Raw genomic sequence first — 21,175 nt, forward strand, 5'->3', positions numbered from 1 at the left:
GAACGAGACTCCCATGACCACCACCGGCTCTCTCACTTCGTCCCGTTCCCTGTCGTACATCGCGCTGTTCGCGGCGCTGATGGCGGTGTTCGGACTGATCCCCAAGATCGACCTGCCGTTCGGCGTGCCGATCACGCTGCAGTCGCTGGGCGTGATGCTCGCCGGCTGCCTGCTGGGGCCGCGACGCGGGTTCCTGGCCATCGCGCTGTTCCTGCTTGCGGTGGCGTTGGGCCTGCCCCTGCTGCCGGGTGGGCGCGGCGGGCTGAGCGTGTTCGTGGCGCCGGCTTCGGGCTTCCTGTTCGGCTGGATGTTCGGCGCCTTCACCTGCGGCCTGCTGATGCGCCGCATGGCCGGCGCGACGGGCACCGGGCTGCTGGCGGCGGCCTTCGTCGCGTCGCTGGTCGGCGGGATCGTGGTGGTCTATGCCTTCGGCATCGTCGGGCTCTCGTGGATCGCCCACATGTCGCTGTCGCAGGCGGCGCTGGCCATGCTGGTCTTCATTCCCGGCGACCTGATCAAGTGCGGCATCTGCGCGATGCTCGTGCAGACGGTGATGCGCGGCATGCCCGGCTGGCGGCTCGACCGCGATTGACTCGCCCTTGGGCTACGCGTTGCGCCGCTTGAAGGTGGTGGCCGACAGATAGTCTTTGCGTGGGCCGTGCACCGTGTGCCGGATCACGAAGGAGCCGTCGCCCAGAAAGCGATAGCTGCTGTCGTAGGTGTCGGGCGTGCACAGGTGCGTGGCCGATCCGGCGAGCGCGTCGCCGTCGCGCACGATCACGATGCCGTGAAAGAGACGCGGTGGCTGCTCGGCGAAGGAGACGGCGAAACCGCCCGGGGCGCGCTCGAAGAGGTATTCGCGGTGGCCGTCGAACTCCTTGCCGTCGGCCAGACGGATCCGGCCTTCCTCGCGGTACTTCAACGCGCCTGTTTCGAGCCGCGTGAACGTGGCGGTGCCGGTCATGGCGGCCTGGCCTTCGATGGTCCGGTCCAGGTCCCAGGCGCCTTCCAGGCCGTCGAAGACGGTGTCCGGGGTGCCCCAGGGCGCAAAGGGGGCGAATGAAGGGGCTGGCGCGTTCATGCCGGCACTCTACGACAAGCCCTCATCTCCCTCTTTGACACATGATTGTTTCCAAGGCGTGAACACCGCGGTTCTGTTTGCTAAGGGTTTTTACTTAGATGGAGGCGCACAATTCATCCACAGACCGGCCCCCAAGCCGATCTGGATGAACAGGGCCCCGAGCGCGGTGGCCGCCCCCCGAGGGACGGCAACCCACCCAAGACCGGTTCGAAATCATCCAAGTGCAAAAACAATTGAACTGAACTGAAGGAAATCCAAATGACCGCCTCGAAGCTCCTCTCCGCTGTTGCCGTTGCCCTGCTGGCTGTTGCTGGTTCTGCCCACGCCGAAACCTATGACGGCGTGCATCAACTGACCTCGGCCGCCAGCCGCGCCGATGTCTCCAGCCAGGCCGTGGTTGCAGCGCACAGCGCCAACCCCTACGCCACCGGTGCCAATTCCGGCCCGGCCCAAGTGTTCGTGTCGTCGACCAGCCGTGCGGCTGTCCGCTCTGAAGCCGTTGCCGCCGCACACAGCGCCGATCCGTACGCCGAAGGCGCATCGTCGGGCGTGGCCCCGGTCGTTGCCAGCACGGTGGACCGTGCCACGGTGCGTGCCGCAGCCCGCGCTGCTGCTCGCGGCGACGCACTGCCGCTGTAATCCTCGCAAGCAACGCCTCGCTTCGGCGAGCGCCGCTCTGAAAAGCCGGGCCATGCCAACGCATGGCCCGGTTTTTTTTCGTGCGCCGTCCCGCTCATGACGGGCTCACATTGCCTCCGTATCATGGTTCGGCATGGAACCTCTAGCCCTCAATCCCCGCCAGACCGCCCTTATTTCTATCGACCTGCAACACAGCAATGTGGGTCGCCAGCTTGCGCCGCATGCCGCCGCCGACGTGGTGCAACGGAGCAAGCGCATCGCGGATGCACTGCGCGCGGCGGGTGGCACCGTCGTCTGGGTGCGCGTCGATGTCACGGCGCTGCTGAGCCTGCCGGCGGATGCATCCATCAGCCGGCCACCGGGATCGCCCGTGCCGCCGCCCGAGTTCTCGCAACTGGTGCCCGAGCTGCAGGTGCAGGACGGCGATGTGCTGATCACCAAGCGCCAGTGGGGCGCGTTCTACGGCACGGACCTCGACCAGCAACTGCGCCGTCGCGGCATCAAGACGCTGGTGATGAGCGGCATCGCAACCAACTTCGGCGTCGACTCGACGGCGCGCGCTGCCTTCGACCGGGGCTACGAACTGGTGTTCGTGGAAGACGCGATGAGCTCGCTGGCGGCCGAGCTGCACCACTTCGCGAACAAGGAGCTGTTCCCGCGCATGGGCCGCGTGCGTTCGACGGACGCGCTCGTGGCGGCCATCGGCTCTCGCTGATTCAGCGGGCAGGCAGCAGCCGCAGGCCGGCAACGAAAAAGGGCAAGTCGTCGTCGGCGGCCGGGTCGTGCAGCTCGACGGACCATTGTGCTGCGCCACCGCTGTGCGCGGGGCTCGCGCAAAGCTCGCAGGCATAGACCAGCCGGTCGGCCCGCGCGTCGTCGCGATGGGCAACAGCCTCGTCGCAGCACTCGTCCGACCGCACCCCTTCGCCACCCGGCCCGCCGCTGGCAGCAGCGCGCCGTATCAGCCGCATGACGATGCGCTCGGGCGCCACCGTGCGTTCGCCGGCCCGCGCCAGCGGCACCGTCGCGCGCAGGCGCAGCTCGAGCGGCTCGCCGATGCGAAAGCCTTCGCCCCGCTCCAGCGACATGTTCTCCAGCGCCACGCGCACGCGGCGCCCCTCGCGCAGACGCTTCACGACGAACATCACCGTCAACACCGAGAAGGTGGCGAACACCGGCAGTCCGATCACCATCCAGAGCCATTGCCAGCCGCCGGCCAGCGCCCAGGTCATCGCCTGGAAGCCGAACACCGCGAAGAACGTCAGCACCGCGAGCGCGATCAGCCACGCCACCCAGTCGGAGGCCGACTGCGGCGTGCGTTCGGTGGCCTGCGGCGCATTGGAAGTCCACTCGGTGGGCTCCCCGCTTGCAGGCGCGATCAGGTCGAAGGATGAATGGCGGGAAGGCATGGAAGGCGCCGAGCATAGCCATTCGCGAAGCGGCACCATGCCGGTGCAGCTTGTCGGCCCAAACCCGCGCCAACCGGCCGTGCGGCAGAGGCCGCCTTCGCCAAAAGGCGCATTGCCTTGCCATCGGGCATCCTTCATGATGGCGACGCGGAAGGGATGGCCGCAAGACCTCATGCTTTCGCATTACTGCGCCAATGTGGTGCAGTCGGGCGAAAATACGAAGGCGCTCCCGCCGTAGAAAAGAAAGCATGATCCGTCGCCGTTGACGCGGCAACCCCATACGCATGGCCCTCACTCTCGACCCCGAAGACACGCGCGGACGCATCCACGATCTCGTGTGGAGCGGCTTCTATCCCGACGCCGATGTCGAATGGATGATCACCGACGAGTACCTCGATCCCGACGAGCTCACGGCCGAAGACCGTGCCTGGGTCAAGGCAGAGGCCGAGCGCGCCTGCGCCGCCAAGCACACCGCTGAGCGCGACTGGCCCGCACAGACCGAGTACGACCGGCTCGATGCCGTCTTCGTGCAGTTGCGCGGCGAAAAGATCATTGCGCTGCACCGCGCGGGCAACACGCTGTCCGATGGCCATGACGACGTGCGCGAGCACTGGCGCGCCGCGGGCCGTCTGGCCTCGGGCATTCGCGGCTGCTGCTTCTATCACTCGCAAGACCTCGACACGGCGGTGCGCACCGGCCGCCTGCACCTTGCATTCAGCGGCGGCATGATTCCCGAAATCGAGCAACGCGAAGCCAACACCATCGTGGTCGGGCACCGCATCGTCGAGCTGCTGCGCGCAGCCGGCTTCGACGCGACGTGGAGCGGCAACATCAACGAGCGCATCGAAGCCGATCTCGGCCAATGGCGCAAGCGAGGCCCCTCCGCGTGAGCGTGCAGGCCTGGCAGCCGCCGCGCCGCATCGACGCCATCGATTTCTGGCTGCGCTCGCGGCTGCTGGCCACGGCCCACGCACTGCGCGAGACGCTGCGGCCCTCGGCCCGGCGCTGGCATGGCGGCGATCACGCACTGGCCGATGCGCCGGTGCTCGCGCAATACCGCACACCCTTGTGGTCGGACGGGCGCGCGGACGAATTCCCATTGGTGGCCGGCAAGGTGCACAACCTGCGCGTGGCCCGCCGCGCCTTCGACGCCATCGAGGTGCCGGCCGGCGAACTGCTGAGCTTCTGGCGCCAGTTGGGGCGGCCGAGCGCATGGCGCGGTTTCGTCGTGGGCCGCGAGTTGCGCGGTGGCTGCGTGGTGCCGACGCTGGCCGGTGGCCTGTGCCAGTTGTCGAATGCACTCGCCACGGTGGCGGTGCGTGCCGGCTTCGAGCTGGTCGAGCGGCATGGGCACACGGCGCGCATCGAGCAGGCCGGACCCGTCACCGACGATGCCATCGATGCGACGGTGTTCTGGAACTACGTCGACCTCAAGCTGCGCGCCAAACACGCATGGCGGCTCGAAGTGGAGCTGACCGCCACCGAACTGGTGCTGCGCATCCGCGCACGTTCGCCGCTGGCGATGCCGGGTGCAGCAGTCATGTTGCGGAGATCCGGCGAAGGGAGTGCCGCGTTGCCGCTGGCGCGCGGCTGTCTGAGCTGTGACCAGACAGCCTGCTTTCGCCACCGCCCACCGGTCGATGTGGCGCCGCAAGGCCGCACTGCCGTGCTGCTCGATGCATGGACACCGGAGTTCGCGCGCTACCTGGGGGCGAATCACCCCGGCGCGGACCGCATGCAGCCGGTGCCGTTGCGGCTGGCGTTCTGGCGCGCATCCACTGTCGGATGGCACCGGGAGCCCGTGCCCGAAGGCGCAGCGCCCGCGCAATCGCCATGGGCTGCGAGCCTGCGCCGCGCGCTGTGGCAACGACTCTGGGCGCGGCACGCGGGCCGGCGACAGGCCAGCCTGATCGATGGGCAGCGCTGGCTGGCGCTGGCTTTCGCCGCGCGCCTGAAGCCCGAACACACGCAACTGGTGGTCGAGCAGGCGCTGTTGCCGCATCTGCAGCGGGCTGGTGCGCTCGACGGTCGTCATGTCACCGTGCTGGCCAGCGCATTGCCCATCGCCGTGATCGAACGCAGGCTCGATGCCGCGTCCCAACGCTGGCCCGGCGATGCCACGCTGAGCGACTTTCGCGCCGATCCCGCGCTCGTGCGGGCCGAGGCAATCGCGCTGGCCCGTGCAGCGGCTGTTGTCACGCCTCACGCGGAGGTCGCACAGCAACTCGCCGAGTCGGCGCCGCAAGCCACGTTGTCACGGCTCGACTGGGGGCTGCCCCGCGTCAAACCCATCGGGGTCGAACGCGAAGACCCACCGCTCATCGTCTTCGCCGCGAGTGCATTGGCACGCAAGGGCGCGCGCGAACTGGCCGCTGCGCTGCAAGGCTGGCCGTGCCGGCTGCGCGTGCTGGGCTCGCCGTCCGACGACACGCAATTGTGGCAAGGCATCGACCCTGTCGAGCACATGGACTGGCAGGGCGATGGATTGGCCGGCGCCAGCGTCGTCGTGCTGCCCGCGCACATCGAGCATGCGCCGCGCGCGCTCCTGCGTGCCGTGGCGGCCGGCCTGCCCGTGGTGGCCTCGACCGCCTGCGGCCTCGCCGCATTGCCAGGCGTGCGTGAAGTCGCGGCCGGCGATGTGGAAGCCATGCGCACCGCGCTGCGGGCTGCCTGCAACACCTGACGGGAGAAAAAATGGCATCGATCGAACAGGCCCGCGCGGCCCTGGCTCCCCACGGCGCGTTGGCGTCACAAACGGCCGCAGAGCATTGGCGCGGTGACATTCCATTGCCGCCCGTCATCGCAACGTTCTACGAACAGATCGGCCCGCTCGGCGAGTGGATCAACGAGCGTGTGGGCCATGCGGGCCTCGAGGTCCCGAACGTCGGCAACCCCTTCAGCATTCCGCCGCTCGCGCGCCTGTGGCAGTTGCAGGCCGGCTACCGCTGGCACGGCATCACCGGCGAGCGCATCGCCGACTGGCCCGACCATTGGCTGGTGGTGGCCGACCAGGGGGCGGACCCGTTCATCTTCGACTTGCGCACGGGCGCGATCCAGTTCGCGCGACATGGCGCGGGCACATGGCAGGACGACGAGCCGATCTTTGCCGACATCTTCCAGATGGCCGCCTGCCTGGGCACCATCGGCCAGTTCGTGGACGAGGCCGGCGACGAGCTTTTGCTGGACGACGACAGCGTCGATCCGGCGCAGCGCGCGCGCCTGGTGAAGCGGCTCGCTCCGCTGCTCGGCGATACCGCCACGGCCGAAGCCATCCTGGACGATTTCGGCTGGTAGCGCGGGCCGCCGCGGCAGGAAACGGGGTGCAGGGAGAATCGCAGGCAAAACAAGAAACCGGAAGCGCTTCATGACCATCGATCTCCAGACGCTCAAGTGCGGCGAATGCGGCAGCAGCGTGCTCAAGCGCACCGGCCTCAATGAATACACCTGCGACCACTGCGGCTCCGTCACGCTGGTCGAGGACAACGTGTCCGACCGTCTCGAGCGTGTGCTCGACCAGGTCAAGAACGAAGCAGGCCGGCGCCTGGCGGCCGAGGAAGCGCTCAGGCAGAAGCTGATGTTGCGCAAAGTCGGCATCGGCGTGATCGTCGTGCTGGGCGTTGTGCTGGTGGGGCGGGTCATCGAAGTGTTCCTCGAATCGCGCAATCCGCCCGGTGCGCAGCCGGTGGTTGCCGCCGTCGTCGATCGCACCATTCCGGCGGACGGCCTGAAGCTCGGCGAACCGAAGCAGGTGCTGGTGGGCAGCGGCAGCTCGGCGGTGCCCAAGCTGCTGGTGGTGGCGCGCAACGAGACCGGCAAGCCGCTCTCACGCGCAGGCATCCGCGCCACTTATTACGACGGCGAAACCCGGCTCGACGAGCGCAGCGAGATGGTGCCGATCGCCGTGCTCGAACCCGGCGAGAGCACACCGGCGTTGATCGACATGCCCAGCGGCAAGAACATCACGCGGCAGGACCTGCGGGTGCAGAAGCTGTCCGAGCCCTACAACGCGGTCGAGGGACCGCGCATGACCTTCGCGCGCGTGCGGCTGGTGCAGCAGGGCGATCGCGTGCGACTGGTGGGCCGCGTTGCCAACACGCGCAAGGACGCGGCCATGATCGGCGGCATCGAGGTGCTGGCCACGCTGTACGACGATGCCGGCCAGGTGATCGGCTTCGGCCACGGCTACGGGCAATCGAACGAACTCAAGCCCGGCGCGCACACCTCGGTAGACCTGAGCATCGCCCGCTTCGGCCGCGCGGCGGCGATCGCGGCGTGGGACTACCGCATCGGCTACAGCACCATCGAGACCTCGGGCGCGCGCACGGCGGTGCTGAGCACCGACCGCGTGATCCGCACCACCGGCGCGCCGGAGCGCTTCAACCCCGAACTGCGCCTGGGCACCGAAGACCTGCTGGCCGACGACAGCGAGCGCTTCGATGCCAAACAACTCGAATTGCTGCCGTTGATCGACGGGCGCAACAACATCCAGCAGCGGCTGTTTTTGACCGAACTCGTGAACCGCAGCCCTGACGCGGTGGCCATCGCGCCGGGCGGCGTGATCTCGCGCTTCAGCGGCAGCAAGGCCGACGGCACCACCAATATCTCGGGGCTGGCGTACCTGTATCCGGGCGAGCGCTTCCCGATCTTCCTGGAGCCGGAAGACATGGAGCGCATCACCGATACCCGCATCGAGTGGAAGCCGATGCGCCGCGCCGCCATGCCGGGGCCGCGCATGCCGCTGGAAGTGAAGGTGACGGGCACCAAGGCCGAGACCGGCAGCGTGCTGCTCAACTTCAGCCAGCGCTTTACCTACAAGAGCGTGGAGGTCAAGGGCAGCGTGAAGAATCCGGGCACGAACATCGTCGGCAAGGTGCGGTTGTGGGTCAGCCTGCGCGACCGCAGCGGGCAGCTCACCGGCTTCAAGCTGGTCGAGAACCTGCCGGCCATCGCACCCGGCGAGAGCGTGCCCTTCCAGGTGGACGTGGAGCAGAACGGCCGCGACTTGGCCAGCGTGACGACGCTATACCAAACCGAATAGCCCCTCGGGCAACGGCGTTGGGCGGTTCGCGCCATGATCGCGCCCATGATTCCGTTATCGATCCTCGACCTTTCCCCGATCATTGAGGGCAGCAATGCCGCACAGTCGTTCCGCAACTCGCTCTCGCTCGCGCAGCATGGCGAGAAGCTCGGCTACACGCGCTACTGGCTGGCGGAGCACCACGGCATGCCGGGCATCGCGAGCGCGGCCACGGCGGTGTTGCTGTCGTACGTGGGAGCGGGCACTTCGACCATCCGCATCGGCGCCGGCGGCGTGATGCTGCCGAACCATTCGCCGCTGGTGATCGCCGAGCAGTTCGGCACGCTGGAGTCGCTGTACCCGGGGCGCATCGACCTGGGCCTGGGGCGTGCGCCCGGCTCCGACCAGCGCACCGCGCGTGCGCTGCGCCGCAACCTCGAATCGGATTCCGACCAGTTCCCGCAGGACGTGATCGAGCTGATGGACTTCATGTCGAAGGCGCCGCAACAACCCGTGCGGGCCGTGCCCGGCGAGGGGCTGGAAGTGCCGGTGTGGATCCTCGGCTCCAGCACCTTCGGCGCGCAACTGGCGGCGCACCTGGGGCTGCCCTACGCCTTTGCCTCGCACTTCGCGCCGCAGCAGATCATGCAGGCCATCCAGATCTACCGCGAGACCTTCAAGCCCTCGGCGCAACTGAAAAAGCCGTACGTGATGCTGGGCTTCAACGTGTTCGCGGCCGACACCGACGAAGAGGCCGAGTTTCGCGCCACCTCGTGGCAGCAGGCCTTCGTGAACCTGCGCAGCGGCCGGCCCGGTCGCCTGCCGCCGCCGGTCGAGAACTACCGCCAGAAGGTGGGTCCGGCAGAGAACGCGCTACTCGACTCGGTGCTGTCGTGCTCTGCGGTGGGTTCGGTGGAGACGGTGAAGAAGGGCGTGGAAGCGTTCGTTGAGCGCACCGGCGCCGACGAACTCATGATCACCTCGCAGGTGTTCGACCACGCGGCCCGGCTGCGCTCCTACGAGCTGCTGGCCGGGGCGTTCAAGTCATAAGCAGGAGCTAAGCCCGCTTGCGGGCTTCCTCGTCCACGAGGTCCTTCTTCGACAGCTTGCCGACCGCCGTCTTCGGCAACTCGGCGCGCAATTCCAGCGCGCCGATCATCTCGTGCTTGCCCAGGCGGTCTTTCAAAAACAGCTTGAGCGCATCGAGCGTCAGTTCGGGCGCGCCTTCCTTCAGCTTGACGAAGGCTTTGGGCGACTGGCCGCGGTAGTCGTCAGGCACGCCGATCACGCAGACCTCGGCCACTGCCGGGTGCTCGTACACGGCTTCTTCCAGCACGCGCGGGTACACGTTGTAGCCGCCGCACAGCAGCATGTCCTTGGTGCGGTCGACGATGTAGAGGTAGCCGTCGGCGTCCATCTTCGCGACGTCGCCGCTGCGAAAGTAGCCGTCGGGCGTCATCGACTCGGCCGTGGCCTTGGGGTTGTTCCAGTAGCCCTTCATCACATTCGGGCCCTTGATGCACAGCTCGCCCGCTTCGCCGAACGCCGCCACGTCCTTCGACGGGTCGTCCAGGCTCACGAGCTTGATGCGCACCTGCGGCAGCGGCATGCCGCACGAGCCCGCCTTGCGCACGCCGCGCGCGGGCGTGAAGGTGCCCACCGGCGAGGTCTCGGTCATGCCCCAGCCTTCGTTGAGGTGGCAGCCGGTGAGCGCGAAGAAACGCTGCTCCACTTCCACCGGCAACGGCGCACCGCCCGAGCCGCAGAACTTGAGCGAGCGCAAATCCATTTCCTTGGCCTTGGGGTGCGACAGGATGGCCGTGTACATCGTCGGCACGCCGGGGAACACGCTGATCTTGCTGGCGGCCAGTTCGTTCATCACGGCATCGACATCGAAGCGCGTGTGCAGCACCAGCGCGGCGCCCAGGCGCACGCCGAGCAGCATGGCGGCGCTCAGCGCGAAGATGTGGAACAGCGGCAGCACGACCAGGAAGCGTTCGGCGCCTTCGGCGAGGATCGGCGGCTCGCCGCGTGTCGACTCGTAGTACTGCGCAGAAGCCGAGCTCAGGTTGGCGTGCGTGAGCATTGCGCCTTTGGGCAGGCCGGTGGTGCCGCCGGTGTACTGCAGCACCACGATTTCTTCCGCGAGATCGCCCAGGGGATAGGTTCGATGCGGACCTTCGCTCTTGAGCAGATCGCTGAAGCGCACATGCCGGTCGTCCGTTGGCACCGTGGCAATCTGGCCTGCGCCCTGCAACTGGGCTTGCACCTTGTCGCCAGCTGCGCCGTAGTCGCCCAGGCTGCCGACCACCAGCTTCTGCAGGCGCGAGTTGTCCAGCAGCCGCGCCATCAGCGGGTAGAGATTGACGAGGTCCAGCGTGATCAGGATGTCGGTGCGGCTGTCCTCGATCTTGTGGGCCAGCACGCGCTCGGCGTCGAGCGGCGAATAGTTCACCACCGTGCCGCCGGCCTTGAGCACGGCGAAGAAGGCGATCGGGTAATGGGGCGTGTTCGGCAGGTACAGGCCGACGTGCACACCGTGCTTCACGCCCAGGTCCTGCAGCGCCTTGGCGGCGCGCTCGACCGCCGCGCCCAGCTGCGCGTAGGTGATGACCTGGCCCATGAACTCGACGGCGGAGTGATCGGGCCAGCGCGCGACGGCTTCGTCGAGCATCTGCTGCACCGGCTTGACGGGCAGTTCGGCATCCCAGCGCATGCCTGGCGGGTAGGCGCGTGTCCAGGGGGTGTTGTCGCCAGAGGGGGCGGAGGAAGAAGAGGTGGCCATGCGTTGTCTCCGCTGTGCTGTTGCAAATCGCGCGGGCGGGTCTGTGCCGCCCTTCGAGGGCACTGTAGCGCCGGGTCTTTCCGCTGTGGCCCCTTGCCTGACATGCAGGCGACACGGGTTTTCCCGATTTCCCACACGCGGGAAGCCCTTACCCCGAGGCTGGGACAATGGCGGGCTTATGGCAAAGCAACGGATCGTGGTGGGACTGAGCGGCGGAGTGGACTCCGCGGTGACCGCGCACCTGCTCAAGCAGCAGGGGCACGAGGTGGTCGGCATCTTCATGAAGAACTGGGAAGACGACGACGACAGCGAATATTGCTCGTCGAACATCGACTTCGTGGACGCCGCCAGCGTGGCCGACGTGCTGGGCATCGAGATCGAGCACGTCAACTTCGCGGCCGACTACAAGGACCGCGTGTTCGCCGAGTTCCTGCGCGAGTACAAGGCCGGCCGCACGCCGAACCCCGATGTGCTGTGCAACGCCGAGATCAAGTTCAAGGCCTTCCTCGACCATGCGATGCGCCTGGGTGCCGAGAAGATCGCCACCGGGCACTACGCGCGCGTTCGGTTGAACGAAGCCACCGGCAAGCACGAACTGCTCAAGGGGCTCGATGCATCCAAGGACCAGAGCTACTTCCTGCACCGCCTGAACCAGGCGCAGTTGTCCAAGACGCTGTTCCCGGTCGGCGAACTGCACAAGAGCGAGGTACGCCGCATCGCGGAAGAAATCGGCCTGCCCAACGCGAAGAAGAAGGACTCGACCGGCATCTGCTTCATCGGCGAGCGGCCATTTCGCGATTTCCTGAACCGCTACATCTCCAAGGAACCGGGTCCGATCAAGGACGACCGGGGCCGCAAGCTGGGCGAGCACCAGGGGCTGAGCTTCTACACGCTGGGCCAGCGGCAGGGGCTGGGCATCGGCGGTGTCAAGGAGAAGGGCGCGCAGCGCGGCTCGGGCGACCACTCGCCCTGGTTCGTGGCGCGCAAGGACATCGAGAAAAACACGCTCTGGGTGGTGCAGGGACACGACCATCCGTGGCTGCTGTCGTCCGCGCTGAAGGCCGACGATGCGAGCTGGGTGGCGGACGAAGCGCCCGTGCCGGGCAGCTATGGATCGAAGGCGCGCTACCGGCAGGCCGATGCGGCCTGCGACATGGGCGTCGGCGAGGCGGGCGCGGGGTTCAGCCTGCGCTTCGGCGAGCCGCAATGGGCGGTCACGCCGGGGCAGTCGGCGGTGCTCTACGACGGCGAACGCTGCCTCGGGGGCGGCGTCATCGTCTGACCGGCGGGACCGACCGCACCGATTCGTCGATGTGGAACAGTTCGAGCGGGTAGCGCTTGCCGGCGAGGTAATCCTCGATGCATTGCAGCAGCAGCGGGCTGCGATGCCGCGCGACGCTGGCGCGAATCTCGGCCAGCGTCATCCACACGGTGCGCACGATGCCTTCGTCGAGCGCGCGGCCTTCTTCCAATGCGCCGAGCGTGCCGGTGAAGGCGAAGCGCATGTAGGTAATGTCTTCGCCCCGTTCGCCCCGTTCGGCCTGTGGCCGGGCGCGCGCCATATAGACGCCGATGAGTGCCGTTGGCGTGAAATGGTGGGCGGTTTCTTCCAGGGTCTCGCGTGCGCAGCCCTCGGCGGGGGATTCGCCGGGGTCCAGGTGCCCCGCAGGCGTGTTGAGCTTGAGGCCATCGTCGGCATGCTCCTCGACCAGCAGGAAGCGTCCATCCCGTTCGATCACCGCGGCCACGGTGACGTTGGGTTTCCAGCGTGCGGATTTGGAAGTAGCCATTGATTGGGAGCCTGTCTATCGCAGCACGTAGCCGCTGAAGCGCCAGATGCGGTCGCTGTCGAGGTGGAAGCTCACGAGTTCGCGCAGGGTGTGCTCGGGTTTGCCGGTGAAGCGGGTTTCGTATTCGATGCTGACGTACTGGCCGGCCGTGTCGCCGTCGGGGTCGGTCACCACCTGGCGATTGATGGCCACCCAGGTGCGTTGCCGGGGCGCCCCGAGTGGTGCGCGGCTCCCGGCGACCTTGTCCGTGAAGTCGGCGCGCGTCACGCGCTTGCGGGCGGCGGCGGTGGCGCCGTCCCAGAGTTCGCCAGCCTTGCCCTGGTCGATCATCTGGATCGCCTGCATGCCGCCCCGGACCATGTCGCTGGCCTCGATGTCCTGCGCGGCGGCCGGACCGAACCAACTCCAAAGCAGCGCGACGGCGAGCAGCAGCCTGATCTTGCGGGGCATTCGTCTCATTCCTTTGAGGGTCAGGGGACGCCCGAAGAGCAGTCTCCGGGCGGCAGAGCCGTTGGAGACTGTAGCGTGCAGGAGATTCCCCAAAGCTTGGGGCACCCAGCAGGCCTACCGCGTGCCGGCCTTGGGGAGTGCGTCCGCCTCGATCGTTTCCAGGCGGTATCCCAGGCCATAGATGGCCAGCAGCAGGAAGCCGTTGGCGGGCCGCAGATCGAGCTTGGTTCTCAGGCGTGAGATATGGGTGTCGAGCGAGCGTGACAGTGCCTCGATGCCAAGCCCCCAGACGGCCTCGTGCAGATGCTCCCGCGAAAGCAGCCGTCCGAGGTTCTGGAACAGGAACAGCGCGAGTTCGTACTCGCGGTTCTTCAGCTCGACCGGCGCGCCCCGGACCTTCAGCACGCGCGAGGGCGGATAGAAGTGGTAGGGGCCGAAGACCAGTTCGGACTCGTGCTGGGCGGGGTAGGACCGGCGCAGCAAGGCCCTGACGCGCGCTTCGAGCTCGCCCGCACGGATCGGCTTGGCCATGAAGTCGTCGGCGCCGGCATTGAGGCCTTCGACCATGTCGGCTTCGTCGCGCCTGTCCGTCACGAAAAGAATGGGAAGGCGGCTCTTGAGCTCCTGCCGGATGGTCTTCACCACGTCCGGCCCCGCCATGTCGGGCAGGCTCCAGTCCAGGATAAGCAGGTCGAAGGTCTGCCGGCGCAGCGCCTGCAACAGCGCTCGTCCTTCGGTGTAGAGGTGGCACTCGTGCCCGAGCCCCACCATGGTTTGATTGATCAGCCGGAGCTGATCCGGGCCATCGTCCAGTACGGCAATTCGCATTCCATCCCCTTTTCCTCCCCGCGCCAGCCTCAGTGAGCTGGCGATCTAAGTGAAGTGTATCTATCTGCGACGGACGTAAGAATTGTAAATTGCAACTAATGCACGCAAATCAAGTTTTTCACGCGAGTAGTGCGGACAATTGGCGTCAATTGGATACAAATGAAGATTTTGTTGGGCAGCCGTTGGCGGAGTGTTATCAACAATTGAGTGCTGGACACGCGACATCACGCACGGTCTCGCCGGGTATGTCCCAGGCTCGCTGGCCTCCTCCGAAGGAGGCGTAAATTTTCAAATTCGCTACAAATTAGATAGCTAGATCCGTAGCATCCACCGGCGCTCCCGAGCCAGAGGGCGTGGGCATTTCGGCGACAGCAAGCCTCTGTAATCTTGCTGTAAGCTCTGCCCGCATTCCGTGTGCCCCCTTGCCCTGAGGAGATCTCTATGCTGATAGGCGTGCCTGCCGAGACACTGGCTGGCGAAACCCGAGTGGCCGTTACACCTGAAACGGTGAAAAAACTCCTGGCCTCAGGGCACACCGTTCGTGTGCAGTCGGGCGCCGGCGTCGCTGCCAGCGTGACCGATGCGGCTTACCAGGCTGCGGGTGCAGAGATCACCGATCAGGCGGGGGCGTTGTCCGCCGACATGGTCCTCAAAGTGCGCACGCCCACCGATGCCGAAGCTGCGCTCCTGAAATCGGGCGCCGTCGTCATCGGCATGCTCAATCCTTTTGACGCCACCGGCCTGCAACGCCTGGCTGGCGCGGGCGTCGCCGGCTTCGCTCTGGAAGCCGCGCCGCGCACCACGCGGGCCCAGAGCATGGACGTCCTCTCGTCGCAAGCCAACATCGCCGGCTACAAGGCCGTGATGATCGCGGCCGACAAATACCAGCGCTTCTTCCCGATGCTCATGACCGCAGCCGGCACCGTGAAGGCTGCGCGCGTCGTCATCCTCGGCGTCGGTGTCGCCGGCCTGCAGGCCATTGCAACGGCCAAGCGCCTGGGCGCTGTCATCGAAGCCTCCGACGTGCGCCCGAGCGTCAAGGAACAGATCGAATCGCTGGGTGGCAAGTTCATCGAGGTGTCCTACGACACCGATGAGGAAAAAGAAGCCGCAGTCGGCGTCGGCGGCTATGCCAAGCCGATGCCTCCGAGCTGGCTCGCGCGCCAGCAGATCGAAGTCGCCAAGCGCGTGGCGCTGGCCGACATCGTCATCAGCACCGCGCTCATTCCCGGCCGCGCCGCGCCGACGCTCATCACCGAGGACATGGTCAAGGCCATGAAGCCGGGCTCGGTGATCGTCGACATTGCCGCTGGCAAGGGCCCCGACGGCGTGGGCGGCAACTGCCCGCTGTCGGAAGCCGACAAGACCGTGGTCAAGCATGGTGTGACCATCGTGGGCGAAACGAATCTCGCGGCGCTCGTGGCGGCCGATGCCTCGGCGCTCTATGCGCGCAACGTGCTCGACTTCCTCAAGCTGATCGTCACCAAGGAGGGCGCGCTGAAGATCGACCTCGAGGACGACATCGTCGCTGCCTGCCGCGTCACGCAAGACGGCCAGGTCACCCGTAAATAAGCGAACAAGCGAAAACGCGAGGAGCACAAGCGCCATGGATCCCGTTTCCCATACCGTCATCAACCTGATCATCTTCGTGCTGGCCATCTACGTCGGCTACCACGTGGTCTGGACCGTCACCCCCGCGCTGCACACGCCGCTGATGGCGGTGACCAACGCGATCTCCGCCATCGTCATCGTGGGTGCCATGCTGGCGGCCGCGCTCACCACCACGCCGCTGGGCAAGACCATGGGCGTGCTGGCCGTGGCGCTGGCGGCGGTGAACGTCTTCGGCGGCTTCCTGGTCACCCGGCGGATGCTGGAGATGTTCAAGAAGAAGGAAAAGAAGGCTGCACCGAAGGCAGAAGAGGGAGTCGCCAAGTGAGCATGAACCTCGTCACGCTGCTGTACCTCGTTGCCAGCGTCTGCTTCATCCAGGCCCTCAAGGGCCTGAGCCATCCCACCACCTCGATCCGCGGCAACCTCTTCGGCATGACCGGCATGGCGATCGCCGTGCTGACGACCATCGCGCTGATCCACGGACTGACGCGTTCGCTCAACGTCGACTTCGGCACCGGCATCGCCTATGTGCTGGCCGCCGTGGTGGTCGGTGGCGGCCTGGGTGCCTTCATGGCCAACAAGGTCGAGATGACCAAGATGCCCGAGCTGGTCGCCTTCATGCACAGCATGATCGGCCTGGCGGCGGTGTTCATCGGCGTGGCCGCCGTGGCCGAGCCCTGGGCCTTCGGCATCACCGCCCAGCCGGTGGCCGCGCTGATCGGTGCCGTCACGCCCGATGGCGCCGTCCTGCTGGACGGCTTCGTGCGCTACGGCATTCCCTACGGCAACCGGCTCGAACTGTTCCTGGGCGCGGCCATTGGCGCTGTCACCTTCAGCGGCTCGGTCATCGCCTTCGGCAAGTTGTCGGGCAAGTACAAGTTCCGCTTGTTCCAGGGCGCGCCGGTGCAGTTCAAGGGCCAGCACATGCTGAACCTGGTGCTCGGCCTGCTGACCGTGGCACTCGGCCTGCTGTTCGTTGCAACCGAAAGCTGGACCGCCTTCTTCGCGATGCTGGCGCTGGCCTTCGTGATGGGCGTGCTCATCATCATCCCGATCGGCGGCGCGGACATGCCGGTGGTGGTGTCGATGCTCAACAGCTACTCGGGTTGGGCGGCAGCGGGCATTGGCTTCAGCCTGAACAATGCGATGCTGATCGTGGCCGGTTCGCTGGTGGGCAGCTCGGGTGCGATCCTGAGCTACATCATGTGCAAGGCGATGAACCGCTCGTTCTTCAATGTGATCCTGGGCGGCTTCGGCGGCGAGGCGGCCACGGCCACCAGCGGTGCCAAGGAGCAGCGCCCGGTGAAGACCGGCAGCGCCGACGATGCGGCCTTCGTGCTGGGCAATGCCGAGACCGTGATCATCGTGCCGGGCTATGGCCTTGCCGTGGCACGCGCGCAGCACGCGGTGAAGGAGCTGGCGCAAAAGCTCACCGACAAGGGCATCACCGTCAAGTACGCGATTCACCCGGTGGCGGGCCGCATGCCTGGCCACATGAACGTGCTGCTGGCCGAAGCCGAAGTGCCCTACGACCAGGTGTTCGAGATGGAGGACATCAACGGCGAGTTCGGCCAGGCCGACGTGGCCATCATCCTGGGTGCCAACGACGTGGTGAACCCGGCCGCCCACACCAAGGGCAGCCCGATCTACGGCATGCCCATTCTGGAGGCCTACAAGGCCAAGACCGTGATCGTGAACAAGCGCTCCATGGCCGCGGGTTATGCCGGCCTGGACAACGAGCTCTTCTACATGGACAAGACCATGATGGTTTTTGGCGATGCCAAGAAAGTAGTAGAAGATATGGGCAAGGCCATCGAATAGGCCGAAGGTGCGTGCCCGCGATGCGGGCGAGTTCCTGGCGGCGCCACTTCGTGCGCCGTTTTCGTTTTCAACTGTCCGACTCCCGGAGGAGACAAATCCATGACCGACCGTCCCTGGCTCAGCAGCTACCCGCAGGGTGTGCCCGCCGATATCGATGCCTCGCAGTACCCCTCGCTGGTTGCGCTCATGGAAGAGAGCTTCAAGAAGTACGCCGACCGCACGGCCTACAGCTTCATGGGCAAGGACATCAGCTACGCCGAGACCGACAAGCAGAGCAAGGCCTTCGCGGGCTATCTTCAGGGGCTCGGCCTGGTCAAGGGCGACCGCGTCGCCGCGATGATGCCCAACTGCCCGCAGTACCCGATCGCGGTGGCGGGCATCCTGCGCGCCGGTTTGATCCTGGTCAACGTGAACCCGCTGTACACGCCGCGCGAACTCGAGCACCAGCTCAAGGACTCGGGCGCCAAGGCCATCATCATCATGGAGAACTTCGGCACCACGCTGCAGCAATGCATCGCGGCCACGCCGATCAAGCACATCGTGCTGGCCTCCGTGGGCGACCGCCTCGGCTTCCTCAAGGGCGCGCTCGTCAACTACGTGGTGCGCAACGTCAAGAAGCTCGTGCCGCACTTCAGTCTGCCGGGCGCGGTGCGCTTCAACGACGCGCTCGACAAGGGCGCCAGCCGCACGCCGCAGCCCGTGGTCATCGGCCCGGACGACGTGGCCGTGCTGCAGTACACCGGCGGCACCACGGGCGTGTCGAAGGGCGCCGTGCTGCTGCATCGCAACGTGATCGCTAACGTGCTGCAGTCCGAAGCCTGGAACGGCCCGGCCATGGACAAGGTGCCAGCCAACGAACAGCCCACCAGCGTGTGCGCGCTGCCGCTGTATCACATCTTCGCGTTCACGGTCGGCATGATGCTGAACATGCGCACGGGCGGCAAGCTGATCCTGATCCCGAATCCGCGCGACATCGCAGGCGTGCTCAAGGAGCTGTCCAAGCACACGATCCACAGCCTCCCGGCCGTCAACACGCTGTTCAACGGGCTGGCGAACCACCCCGACTTCAACACCGTCAACTGGAAGAACCTGAAGATCTCGGTGGGTGGCGGCATGGCCGTGCAGGCCGCGGTGGCCAAGCTCTGGCTCGAGAAAACCGGCTGCCCGATCTGCGAAGGCTATGGCCTGTCGGAGACCTCGCCGTCGACCACCTGCAACCCGACCAACAGCACCGCCTACACCGGCACCATCGGCCTGCCGCTGCCGAACACCTGGCTCAAGCTGCTCGACGACGAAGGCAACGAAGTGCCGATGGGCGAGCGCGGCGAAATCGCAATCAAGGGTCCGCAGGTGATGGCCGGCTACTGGCAGCGCCCCGACGAAACCGCGAAGGTCATGACGCCCGACGGCTACTTCAAGAGCGGCGACATCGGCGTGGTCGACGAGCGCGGCTACTTCAAGGTGGTCGACCGCAAGAAGGACATGATCCTGGTCTCGGGCTTCAACGTGTACCCGAACGAGATCGAAGACGTGGTTGCACTGATTCCGGGCGTGCTCGAATGCGCGGCCGTCGGCATACCCGACGAGAAGACCGGCGAAGCCGTGAAGCTCGTGATCGTCAAGAAAGATCCCTCGCTCACCGAAGCACAAGTGCGCGAATACTGCAGAGCAAACCTTACGGGTTACAAGCAGCCGCGAATCGTAGAGTTTCGTACCGACATGCCGAAGACACCGGTCGGCAAGATCCTTCGCCGCGAGCTGCGAGACACGAAGAAGTAAGGGTTCGGCCCGGGTAGGGCCACGGCATCGATCTTGCATATTCGCGGGTCGATGTTTCGATTCATTCTGACCCGTGTGAGCTTGCTGGTGCCGACCTTCATCGGCATGACACTGCTCGCCTTCTTTCTCATCCGGCTCGTGCCGGGTGATCCCATTGAAACCATGGCTGGCGAGCGCGGGATCGATCCCGCACGCCATGCCGAGCTGCGCACCGCCTACGGCTTCGACAAGCCGGTGATCGTGCAGTACGGCATCTACATCGGCCGCGTGCTGCATGGCGACCTGGGCAAGTCGCTGATCACGCAGGACACGGTGATGAGCGAGTTCCTCGCGCTCTTCCCGGCCACGGTCGAGCTCGCGGTCTGCGCCATTCTTTTCGCGCTGCTGCTCGGGTTGCCGGCCGGCATCCTCGCGGCGGTGCGGCGCAATTCCATCTTCGATCACGGCGTCATGGCCACATCGCTGACCGGCTACTCGATGCCGATCTTCTGGTGGGGGCTGCTGCTGATCCTGTTCTTCTCGGTGCAGCTCGGATGGACGCCGGTGTCGGGGCGCATCGCGGTGCAGTACTTCATCGAGCCCGAAACCGGCTTCCTGCTGATCGATTCGCTGCGCGCGGGCGACATCGATGCCTTCTGGTCGGCGCTGCATCACCTGATTCTTCCGGCCATCGTGCTGGGCACCGTGCCGCTCGCCGTCATTGCGCGCATGACACGCTCGGCCATGCTCGAAGTGCTCGGCGAAGACTACATCCGCACCGCGCGCGCCAAGGGTCTGTCGCGCTTTCGCGTGGTCGGGCTGCATGCGCTGCGCAATGCGCTGATCCCGGTCGTCACTGTCATCGGGCTGCAGGTGGGCGTGCTGTTCACCGGCGCGATCCTCACCGAGACCATCTTCTCCTGGCCCGGTGTCGGCAAGTGGCTCATCGAGGCCATTGGCCGCCGCGACTATCCGGTGCTGCAGGGCGGCATGCTGCTGCTCGGGGCCATCGTGATGATCGTCAACCTGCTCGTCGACGTGATGTACGGCGTCATCAACCCGCGCATCCGGCGCTGAACACATGGCGACGACACACACCATTTCCCCGAGCGCAAGTCCTGCGCCTCCCGGCCCCTGGCGCGAGTTCTGGACGGCCTTCTCGGCCAACCGCGGCGCGGTCATCGGGCTCGTCATCATCGCCTTGCTGCTGCTGGTCGCGCTGTTCGCGCCGTGGATCGCGCCGCATGCGCCGAACGAAACCAACAGCGCGGTTTTCCTGCTGCCGCCGGCGTGGCAGAAGGGCGGCAGCTTCAGCTACCTGCTGGGCACCGATGCGATCGGGCGCGACATTCTTTCGCGCCTGATGTATGGCGCGCGGCTCTCGTTGTCGATCGGTGTCGCGGTGGTGGTGCTGTCGGTGATCGTGGGCGTGGTGCTCGGGCTCATCGCAGGCTTTTTCCGCGGCATGCTCGAGATCGCGATCATGCGGCTGATGGACATCGTGCTCACGCTGCCGAGCCTGCTGCTCGCCATCGTGATCGTCGCGATCCTCGGGCCGGGGCTGATCAACGCGATGCTCGCGGTGGCGATCGTGGTGCTGCCGCACTATGTGCGCATCACGCGCGCCGCCGTCATTGCCGAGGTCTCGCGCGACTACGTGACCGCCGCGCGCGTCAGCGGCGCCGGCACGCTGCGCCTGATGTTCCGCGAGGTGCTGCCCAACTGCGCCGCACCGCTGATCGTGCAGGCTTCGCTCGGCATCTCGACGGCCATCCTCGATGCGGCCGCGCTCGGCTTTCTCGGCCTCGGTGCGCAACCACCGTCGCCCGAGTGGGGAACCATGCTGGCCGATGCGCGCGAGTTCGTGCTGCGCGCGTGGTGGGTCGTCACCTTCCCGGGCCTCGCGATCCTCATGGCCGTGCTGGCCTTCAATCTGCTGGGCGACGGGCTGCGCGATGCGCTCGACCCCAAGCTCAAGCGCTGAAG

The 21,175-nt window shown here is 66.4% G+C and carries 21 protein-coding genes; 15 read left to right on the forward strand and 6 right to left on the reverse strand.

All coding sequences use genetic code 11. The features are described from left to right. Positions 1 to 13 precede the first annotated feature (13 nt). Positions 14 to 592: a biotin transporter BioY gene (locus tag H7F35_RS14480; protein ID WP_187113520.1), complete on the forward strand. Its 579-nt coding sequence runs from the start codon at positions 14 to 16 to the stop codon at positions 590 to 592. 12 nt (positions 593 to 604) lie between these two features. On the opposite strand, the gene H7F35_RS14485 is transcribed toward H7F35_RS14480, so the two are convergent. Continuing rightward, positions 605 to 1,081, reverse strand: coding sequence for a DUF6314 family protein (locus H7F35_RS14485; RefSeq protein ID WP_187113521.1), 477 nt, complete (start codon positions 1,079 to 1,081; stop codon positions 605 to 607). Between the two features lie 258 nt (positions 1,082 to 1,339). Here H7F35_RS14485 and H7F35_RS14490 point away from each other — a divergent pair, with 258 nt between their 5' ends. Both H7F35_RS14490 and H7F35_RS14495 read left to right on the forward strand, forming a co-directional pair. After that, positions 1,340 to 1,720: a helicase SNF2 gene (locus H7F35_RS14490; protein ID WP_187113522.1), complete on the forward strand. Its 381-nt coding sequence runs from the start codon at positions 1,340 to 1,342 to the stop codon at positions 1,718 to 1,720. Positions 1,721 to 1,853: 133 nt separating this feature from the next. Next, the gene (locus H7F35_RS14495) at positions 1,854 to 2,435 is read left to right on the forward strand and encodes an isochorismatase family protein (protein WP_187113523.1); all 582 of its coding nucleotides are present in this window, start codon (positions 1,854 to 1,856) and stop codon (positions 2,433 to 2,435) included. Between the two features lies 1 nt (position 2,436). Here the strand turns inward: H7F35_RS14495 and H7F35_RS14500 are convergent, their stop codons facing one another. After that, positions 2,437 to 3,129, reverse strand: coding sequence for a hypothetical protein (locus H7F35_RS14500; protein WP_187113524.1), 693 nt, complete (start codon positions 3,127 to 3,129; stop codon positions 2,437 to 2,439). Between the two features lie 284 nt (positions 3,130 to 3,413). Between H7F35_RS14500 and H7F35_RS14505 the strand changes: the two genes are divergently transcribed. From H7F35_RS14505 to H7F35_RS14525, 5 genes are all read left to right on the forward strand, one after another. Then, positions 3,414 to 4,019: a DUF6891 domain-containing protein gene (locus H7F35_RS14505; RefSeq protein ID WP_187113525.1), complete on the forward strand. Its 606-nt coding sequence runs from the start codon at positions 3,414 to 3,416 to the stop codon at positions 4,017 to 4,019. Next, a complete protein-coding gene (locus H7F35_RS14510; RefSeq protein ID WP_261803628.1) occupies positions 4,016 to 5,812 on the forward strand; it encodes a VanW family protein in 1,797 nt (598 codons plus the stop codon). The genes H7F35_RS14505 and H7F35_RS14510 overlap by 4 nt, the downstream gene beginning before the upstream one ends. Before the next feature lie 11 nt (positions 5,813 to 5,823). Further along, a complete protein-coding gene (locus H7F35_RS14515) occupies positions 5,824 to 6,423 on the forward strand; it encodes a hypothetical protein (RefSeq protein WP_187113527.1) in 600 nt (199 codons plus the stop codon). Between the two features lie 70 nt (positions 6,424 to 6,493). Then, positions 6,494 to 8,167, forward strand: a complete 1,674-nt coding sequence (locus H7F35_RS14520; protein WP_187113528.1) for an FxLYD domain-containing protein — start codon at positions 6,494 to 6,496, stop codon at positions 8,165 to 8,167. A 45-nt stretch (positions 8,168 to 8,212) separates the two neighbouring features. After that, positions 8,213 to 9,196, forward strand: a complete 984-nt coding sequence (locus H7F35_RS14525; protein ID WP_187113529.1) for an LLM class flavin-dependent oxidoreductase — start codon at positions 8,213 to 8,215, stop codon at positions 9,194 to 9,196. A 7-nt stretch (positions 9,197 to 9,203) separates the two neighbouring features. Here H7F35_RS14525 and H7F35_RS14530 read toward each other — a convergent pair whose 3' ends face one another. After that, positions 9,204 to 10,931 (reverse strand): long-chain-fatty-acid--CoA ligase, encoded by a 1,728-nt coding sequence (locus H7F35_RS14530; protein ID WP_187113530.1) that lies wholly within the window; start codon positions 10,929 to 10,931, stop codon positions 9,204 to 9,206. A 178-nt stretch (positions 10,932 to 11,109) separates the two neighbouring features. On the opposite strand from H7F35_RS14530, the gene mnmA reads away from it, so the two are divergent. After that, positions 11,110 to 12,213 carry a tRNA 2-thiouridine(34) synthase MnmA gene (mnmA, locus tag H7F35_RS14535; protein WP_187113531.1) on the forward strand — a complete coding sequence of 368 codons (1,104 nt, stop codon included), beginning with the start codon at positions 11,110 to 11,112 and terminating at the stop codon, positions 12,211 to 12,213. On the opposite strand, the gene H7F35_RS14540 is transcribed toward mnmA, so the two are convergent. The 3 genes from H7F35_RS14540 to H7F35_RS14550 all read right to left on the reverse strand — a co-directional run bounded on the left by H7F35_RS14540 (position 12,203) and on the right by H7F35_RS14550 (position 13,999). After that, on the reverse strand, positions 12,203 to 12,721 hold the full coding sequence (locus tag H7F35_RS14540; RefSeq protein WP_187113532.1) for an NUDIX hydrolase: 519 nt from the start codon (positions 12,719 to 12,721) through the stop codon (positions 12,203 to 12,205). The two genes, mnmA and H7F35_RS14540, sit on opposite strands and share 11 nt — an antisense overlap. A gap of 15 nt (positions 12,722 to 12,736) precedes the next feature. Then, on the reverse strand, positions 12,737 to 13,171 hold the full coding sequence (locus H7F35_RS14545) for a DUF4019 domain-containing protein (protein ID WP_187113533.1): 435 nt from the start codon (positions 13,169 to 13,171) through the stop codon (positions 12,737 to 12,739). A gap of 114 nt (positions 13,172 to 13,285) precedes the next feature. Beyond that, a complete protein-coding gene (locus H7F35_RS14550) occupies positions 13,286 to 13,999 on the reverse strand; it encodes a response regulator transcription factor (protein WP_187113534.1) in 714 nt (237 codons plus the stop codon). A gap of 441 nt (positions 14,000 to 14,440) precedes the next feature. Between H7F35_RS14550 and H7F35_RS14555 the strand changes: the two genes are divergently transcribed. From H7F35_RS14555 to H7F35_RS14580, 6 genes are all read left to right on the forward strand, one after another. After that, entirely contained in the window at positions 14,441 to 15,571 is a 1,131-nt protein-coding gene (locus H7F35_RS14555) for a Re/Si-specific NAD(P)(+) transhydrogenase subunit alpha (RefSeq protein ID WP_187113535.1), read from the forward strand. 34 nt (positions 15,572 to 15,605) lie between these two features. Next, on the forward strand, positions 15,606 to 15,935 hold the full coding sequence (locus tag H7F35_RS14560) for an NAD(P) transhydrogenase subunit alpha (protein ID WP_187113536.1): 330 nt from the start codon (positions 15,606 to 15,608) through the stop codon (positions 15,933 to 15,935). Beyond that, positions 15,932 to 17,431 (forward strand): NAD(P)(+) transhydrogenase (Re/Si-specific) subunit beta, encoded by a 1,500-nt coding sequence (locus H7F35_RS14565; RefSeq protein ID WP_187113537.1) that lies wholly within the window; start codon positions 15,932 to 15,934, stop codon positions 17,429 to 17,431. Before H7F35_RS14560 ends, H7F35_RS14565 begins: the two co-directional genes overlap by 4 nt. A gap of 99 nt (positions 17,432 to 17,530) precedes the next feature. Beyond that, positions 17,531 to 19,210 carry a long-chain-fatty-acid--CoA ligase gene (locus tag H7F35_RS14570; protein ID WP_187113538.1) on the forward strand — a complete coding sequence of 560 codons (1,680 nt, stop codon included), beginning with the start codon at positions 17,531 to 17,533 and terminating at the stop codon, positions 19,208 to 19,210. 51 nt (positions 19,211 to 19,261) lie between these two features. Next, on the forward strand, positions 19,262 to 20,266 hold the full coding sequence (locus tag H7F35_RS14575; RefSeq protein WP_187113539.1) for an ABC transporter permease subunit: 1,005 nt from the start codon (positions 19,262 to 19,264) through the stop codon (positions 20,264 to 20,266). A gap of 4 nt (positions 20,267 to 20,270) precedes the next feature. Next, entirely contained in the window at positions 20,271 to 21,173 is a 903-nt protein-coding gene (locus tag H7F35_RS14580; RefSeq protein ID WP_187113540.1) for an ABC transporter permease subunit, read from the forward strand. The last annotated feature ends 2 nt before the right edge of the window (positions 21,174 to 21,175 follow it).

Source organism: Variovorax sp. PAMC26660, assembly GCF_014302995.1.
In the GTDB taxonomy this organism is placed as follows: domain Bacteria; phylum Pseudomonadota; class Gammaproteobacteria; order Burkholderiales; family Burkholderiaceae_C; genus Variovorax.

Excerpts from the sequence above, each read along its gene's own strand:
- H7F35_RS14570 (WP_187113538.1), top strand. The coding sequence starts at position 17,531 with ATGACCGACCGTCCCTGGCTCAGCAGCTACCCGCAGGGTGTGCCCGCC.
- H7F35_RS14525 (WP_187113529.1), top strand. The coding sequence starts at position 8,213 with ATGATTCCGTTATCGATCCTCGACCTTTCCCCGATCATTGAGGGCAGC.
- H7F35_RS14575 (WP_187113539.1), top strand. The coding sequence starts at position 19,262 with ATGTTTCGATTCATTCTGACCCGTGTGAGCTTGCTGGTGCCGACCTTC.
- H7F35_RS14555 (WP_187113535.1), top strand. The coding sequence starts at position 14,441 with ATGCTGATAGGCGTGCCTGCCGAGACACTGGCTGGCGAAACCCGAGTG.
- H7F35_RS14505 (WP_187113525.1), top strand. The coding sequence starts at position 3,414 with ATGGCCCTCACTCTCGACCCCGAAGACACGCGCGGACGCATCCACGAT.
- H7F35_RS14520 (WP_187113528.1), top strand. The coding sequence starts at position 6,494 with ATGACCATCGATCTCCAGACGCTCAAGTGCGGCGAATGCGGCAGCAGC.
- H7F35_RS14550 (WP_187113534.1), bottom strand. The coding sequence starts at position 13,999 with ATGCGAATTGCCGTACTGGACGATGGCCCGGATCAGCTCCGGCTGATC.
- H7F35_RS14580 (WP_187113540.1), top strand. The coding sequence starts at position 20,271 with ATGGCGACGACACACACCATTTCCCCGAGCGCAAGTCCTGCGCCTCCC.
- H7F35_RS14560 (WP_187113536.1), top strand. The coding sequence starts at position 15,606 with ATGGATCCCGTTTCCCATACCGTCATCAACCTGATCATCTTCGTGCTG.
- H7F35_RS14545 (WP_187113533.1), bottom strand. The coding sequence starts at position 13,171 with ATGCCCCGCAAGATCAGGCTGCTGCTCGCCGTCGCGCTGCTTTGGAGT.
- H7F35_RS14530 (WP_187113530.1), bottom strand. The coding sequence starts at position 10,931 with ATGGCCACCTCTTCTTCCTCCGCCCCCTCTGGCGACAACACCCCCTGG.
- H7F35_RS14490 (WP_187113522.1), top strand. The coding sequence starts at position 1,340 with ATGACCGCCTCGAAGCTCCTCTCCGCTGTTGCCGTTGCCCTGCTGGCT.
- H7F35_RS14480 (WP_187113520.1), top strand. The coding sequence starts at position 14 with ATGACCACCACCGGCTCTCTCACTTCGTCCCGTTCCCTGTCGTACATC.
- H7F35_RS14485 (WP_187113521.1), bottom strand. The coding sequence starts at position 1,081 with ATGAACGCGCCAGCCCCTTCATTCGCCCCCTTTGCGCCCTGGGGCACC.
- H7F35_RS14540 (WP_187113532.1), bottom strand. The coding sequence starts at position 12,721 with ATGGCTACTTCCAAATCCGCACGCTGGAAACCCAACGTCACCGTGGCC.
- H7F35_RS14500 (WP_187113524.1), bottom strand. The coding sequence starts at position 3,129 with ATGCCTTCCCGCCATTCATCCTTCGACCTGATCGCGCCTGCAAGCGGG.
- H7F35_RS14495 (WP_187113523.1), top strand. The coding sequence starts at position 1,854 with ATGGAACCTCTAGCCCTCAATCCCCGCCAGACCGCCCTTATTTCTATC.
- mnmA (WP_187113531.1), top strand. The coding sequence starts at position 11,110 with ATGGCAAAGCAACGGATCGTGGTGGGACTGAGCGGCGGAGTGGACTCC.
- H7F35_RS14515 (WP_187113527.1), top strand. The coding sequence starts at position 5,824 with ATGGCATCGATCGAACAGGCCCGCGCGGCCCTGGCTCCCCACGGCGCG.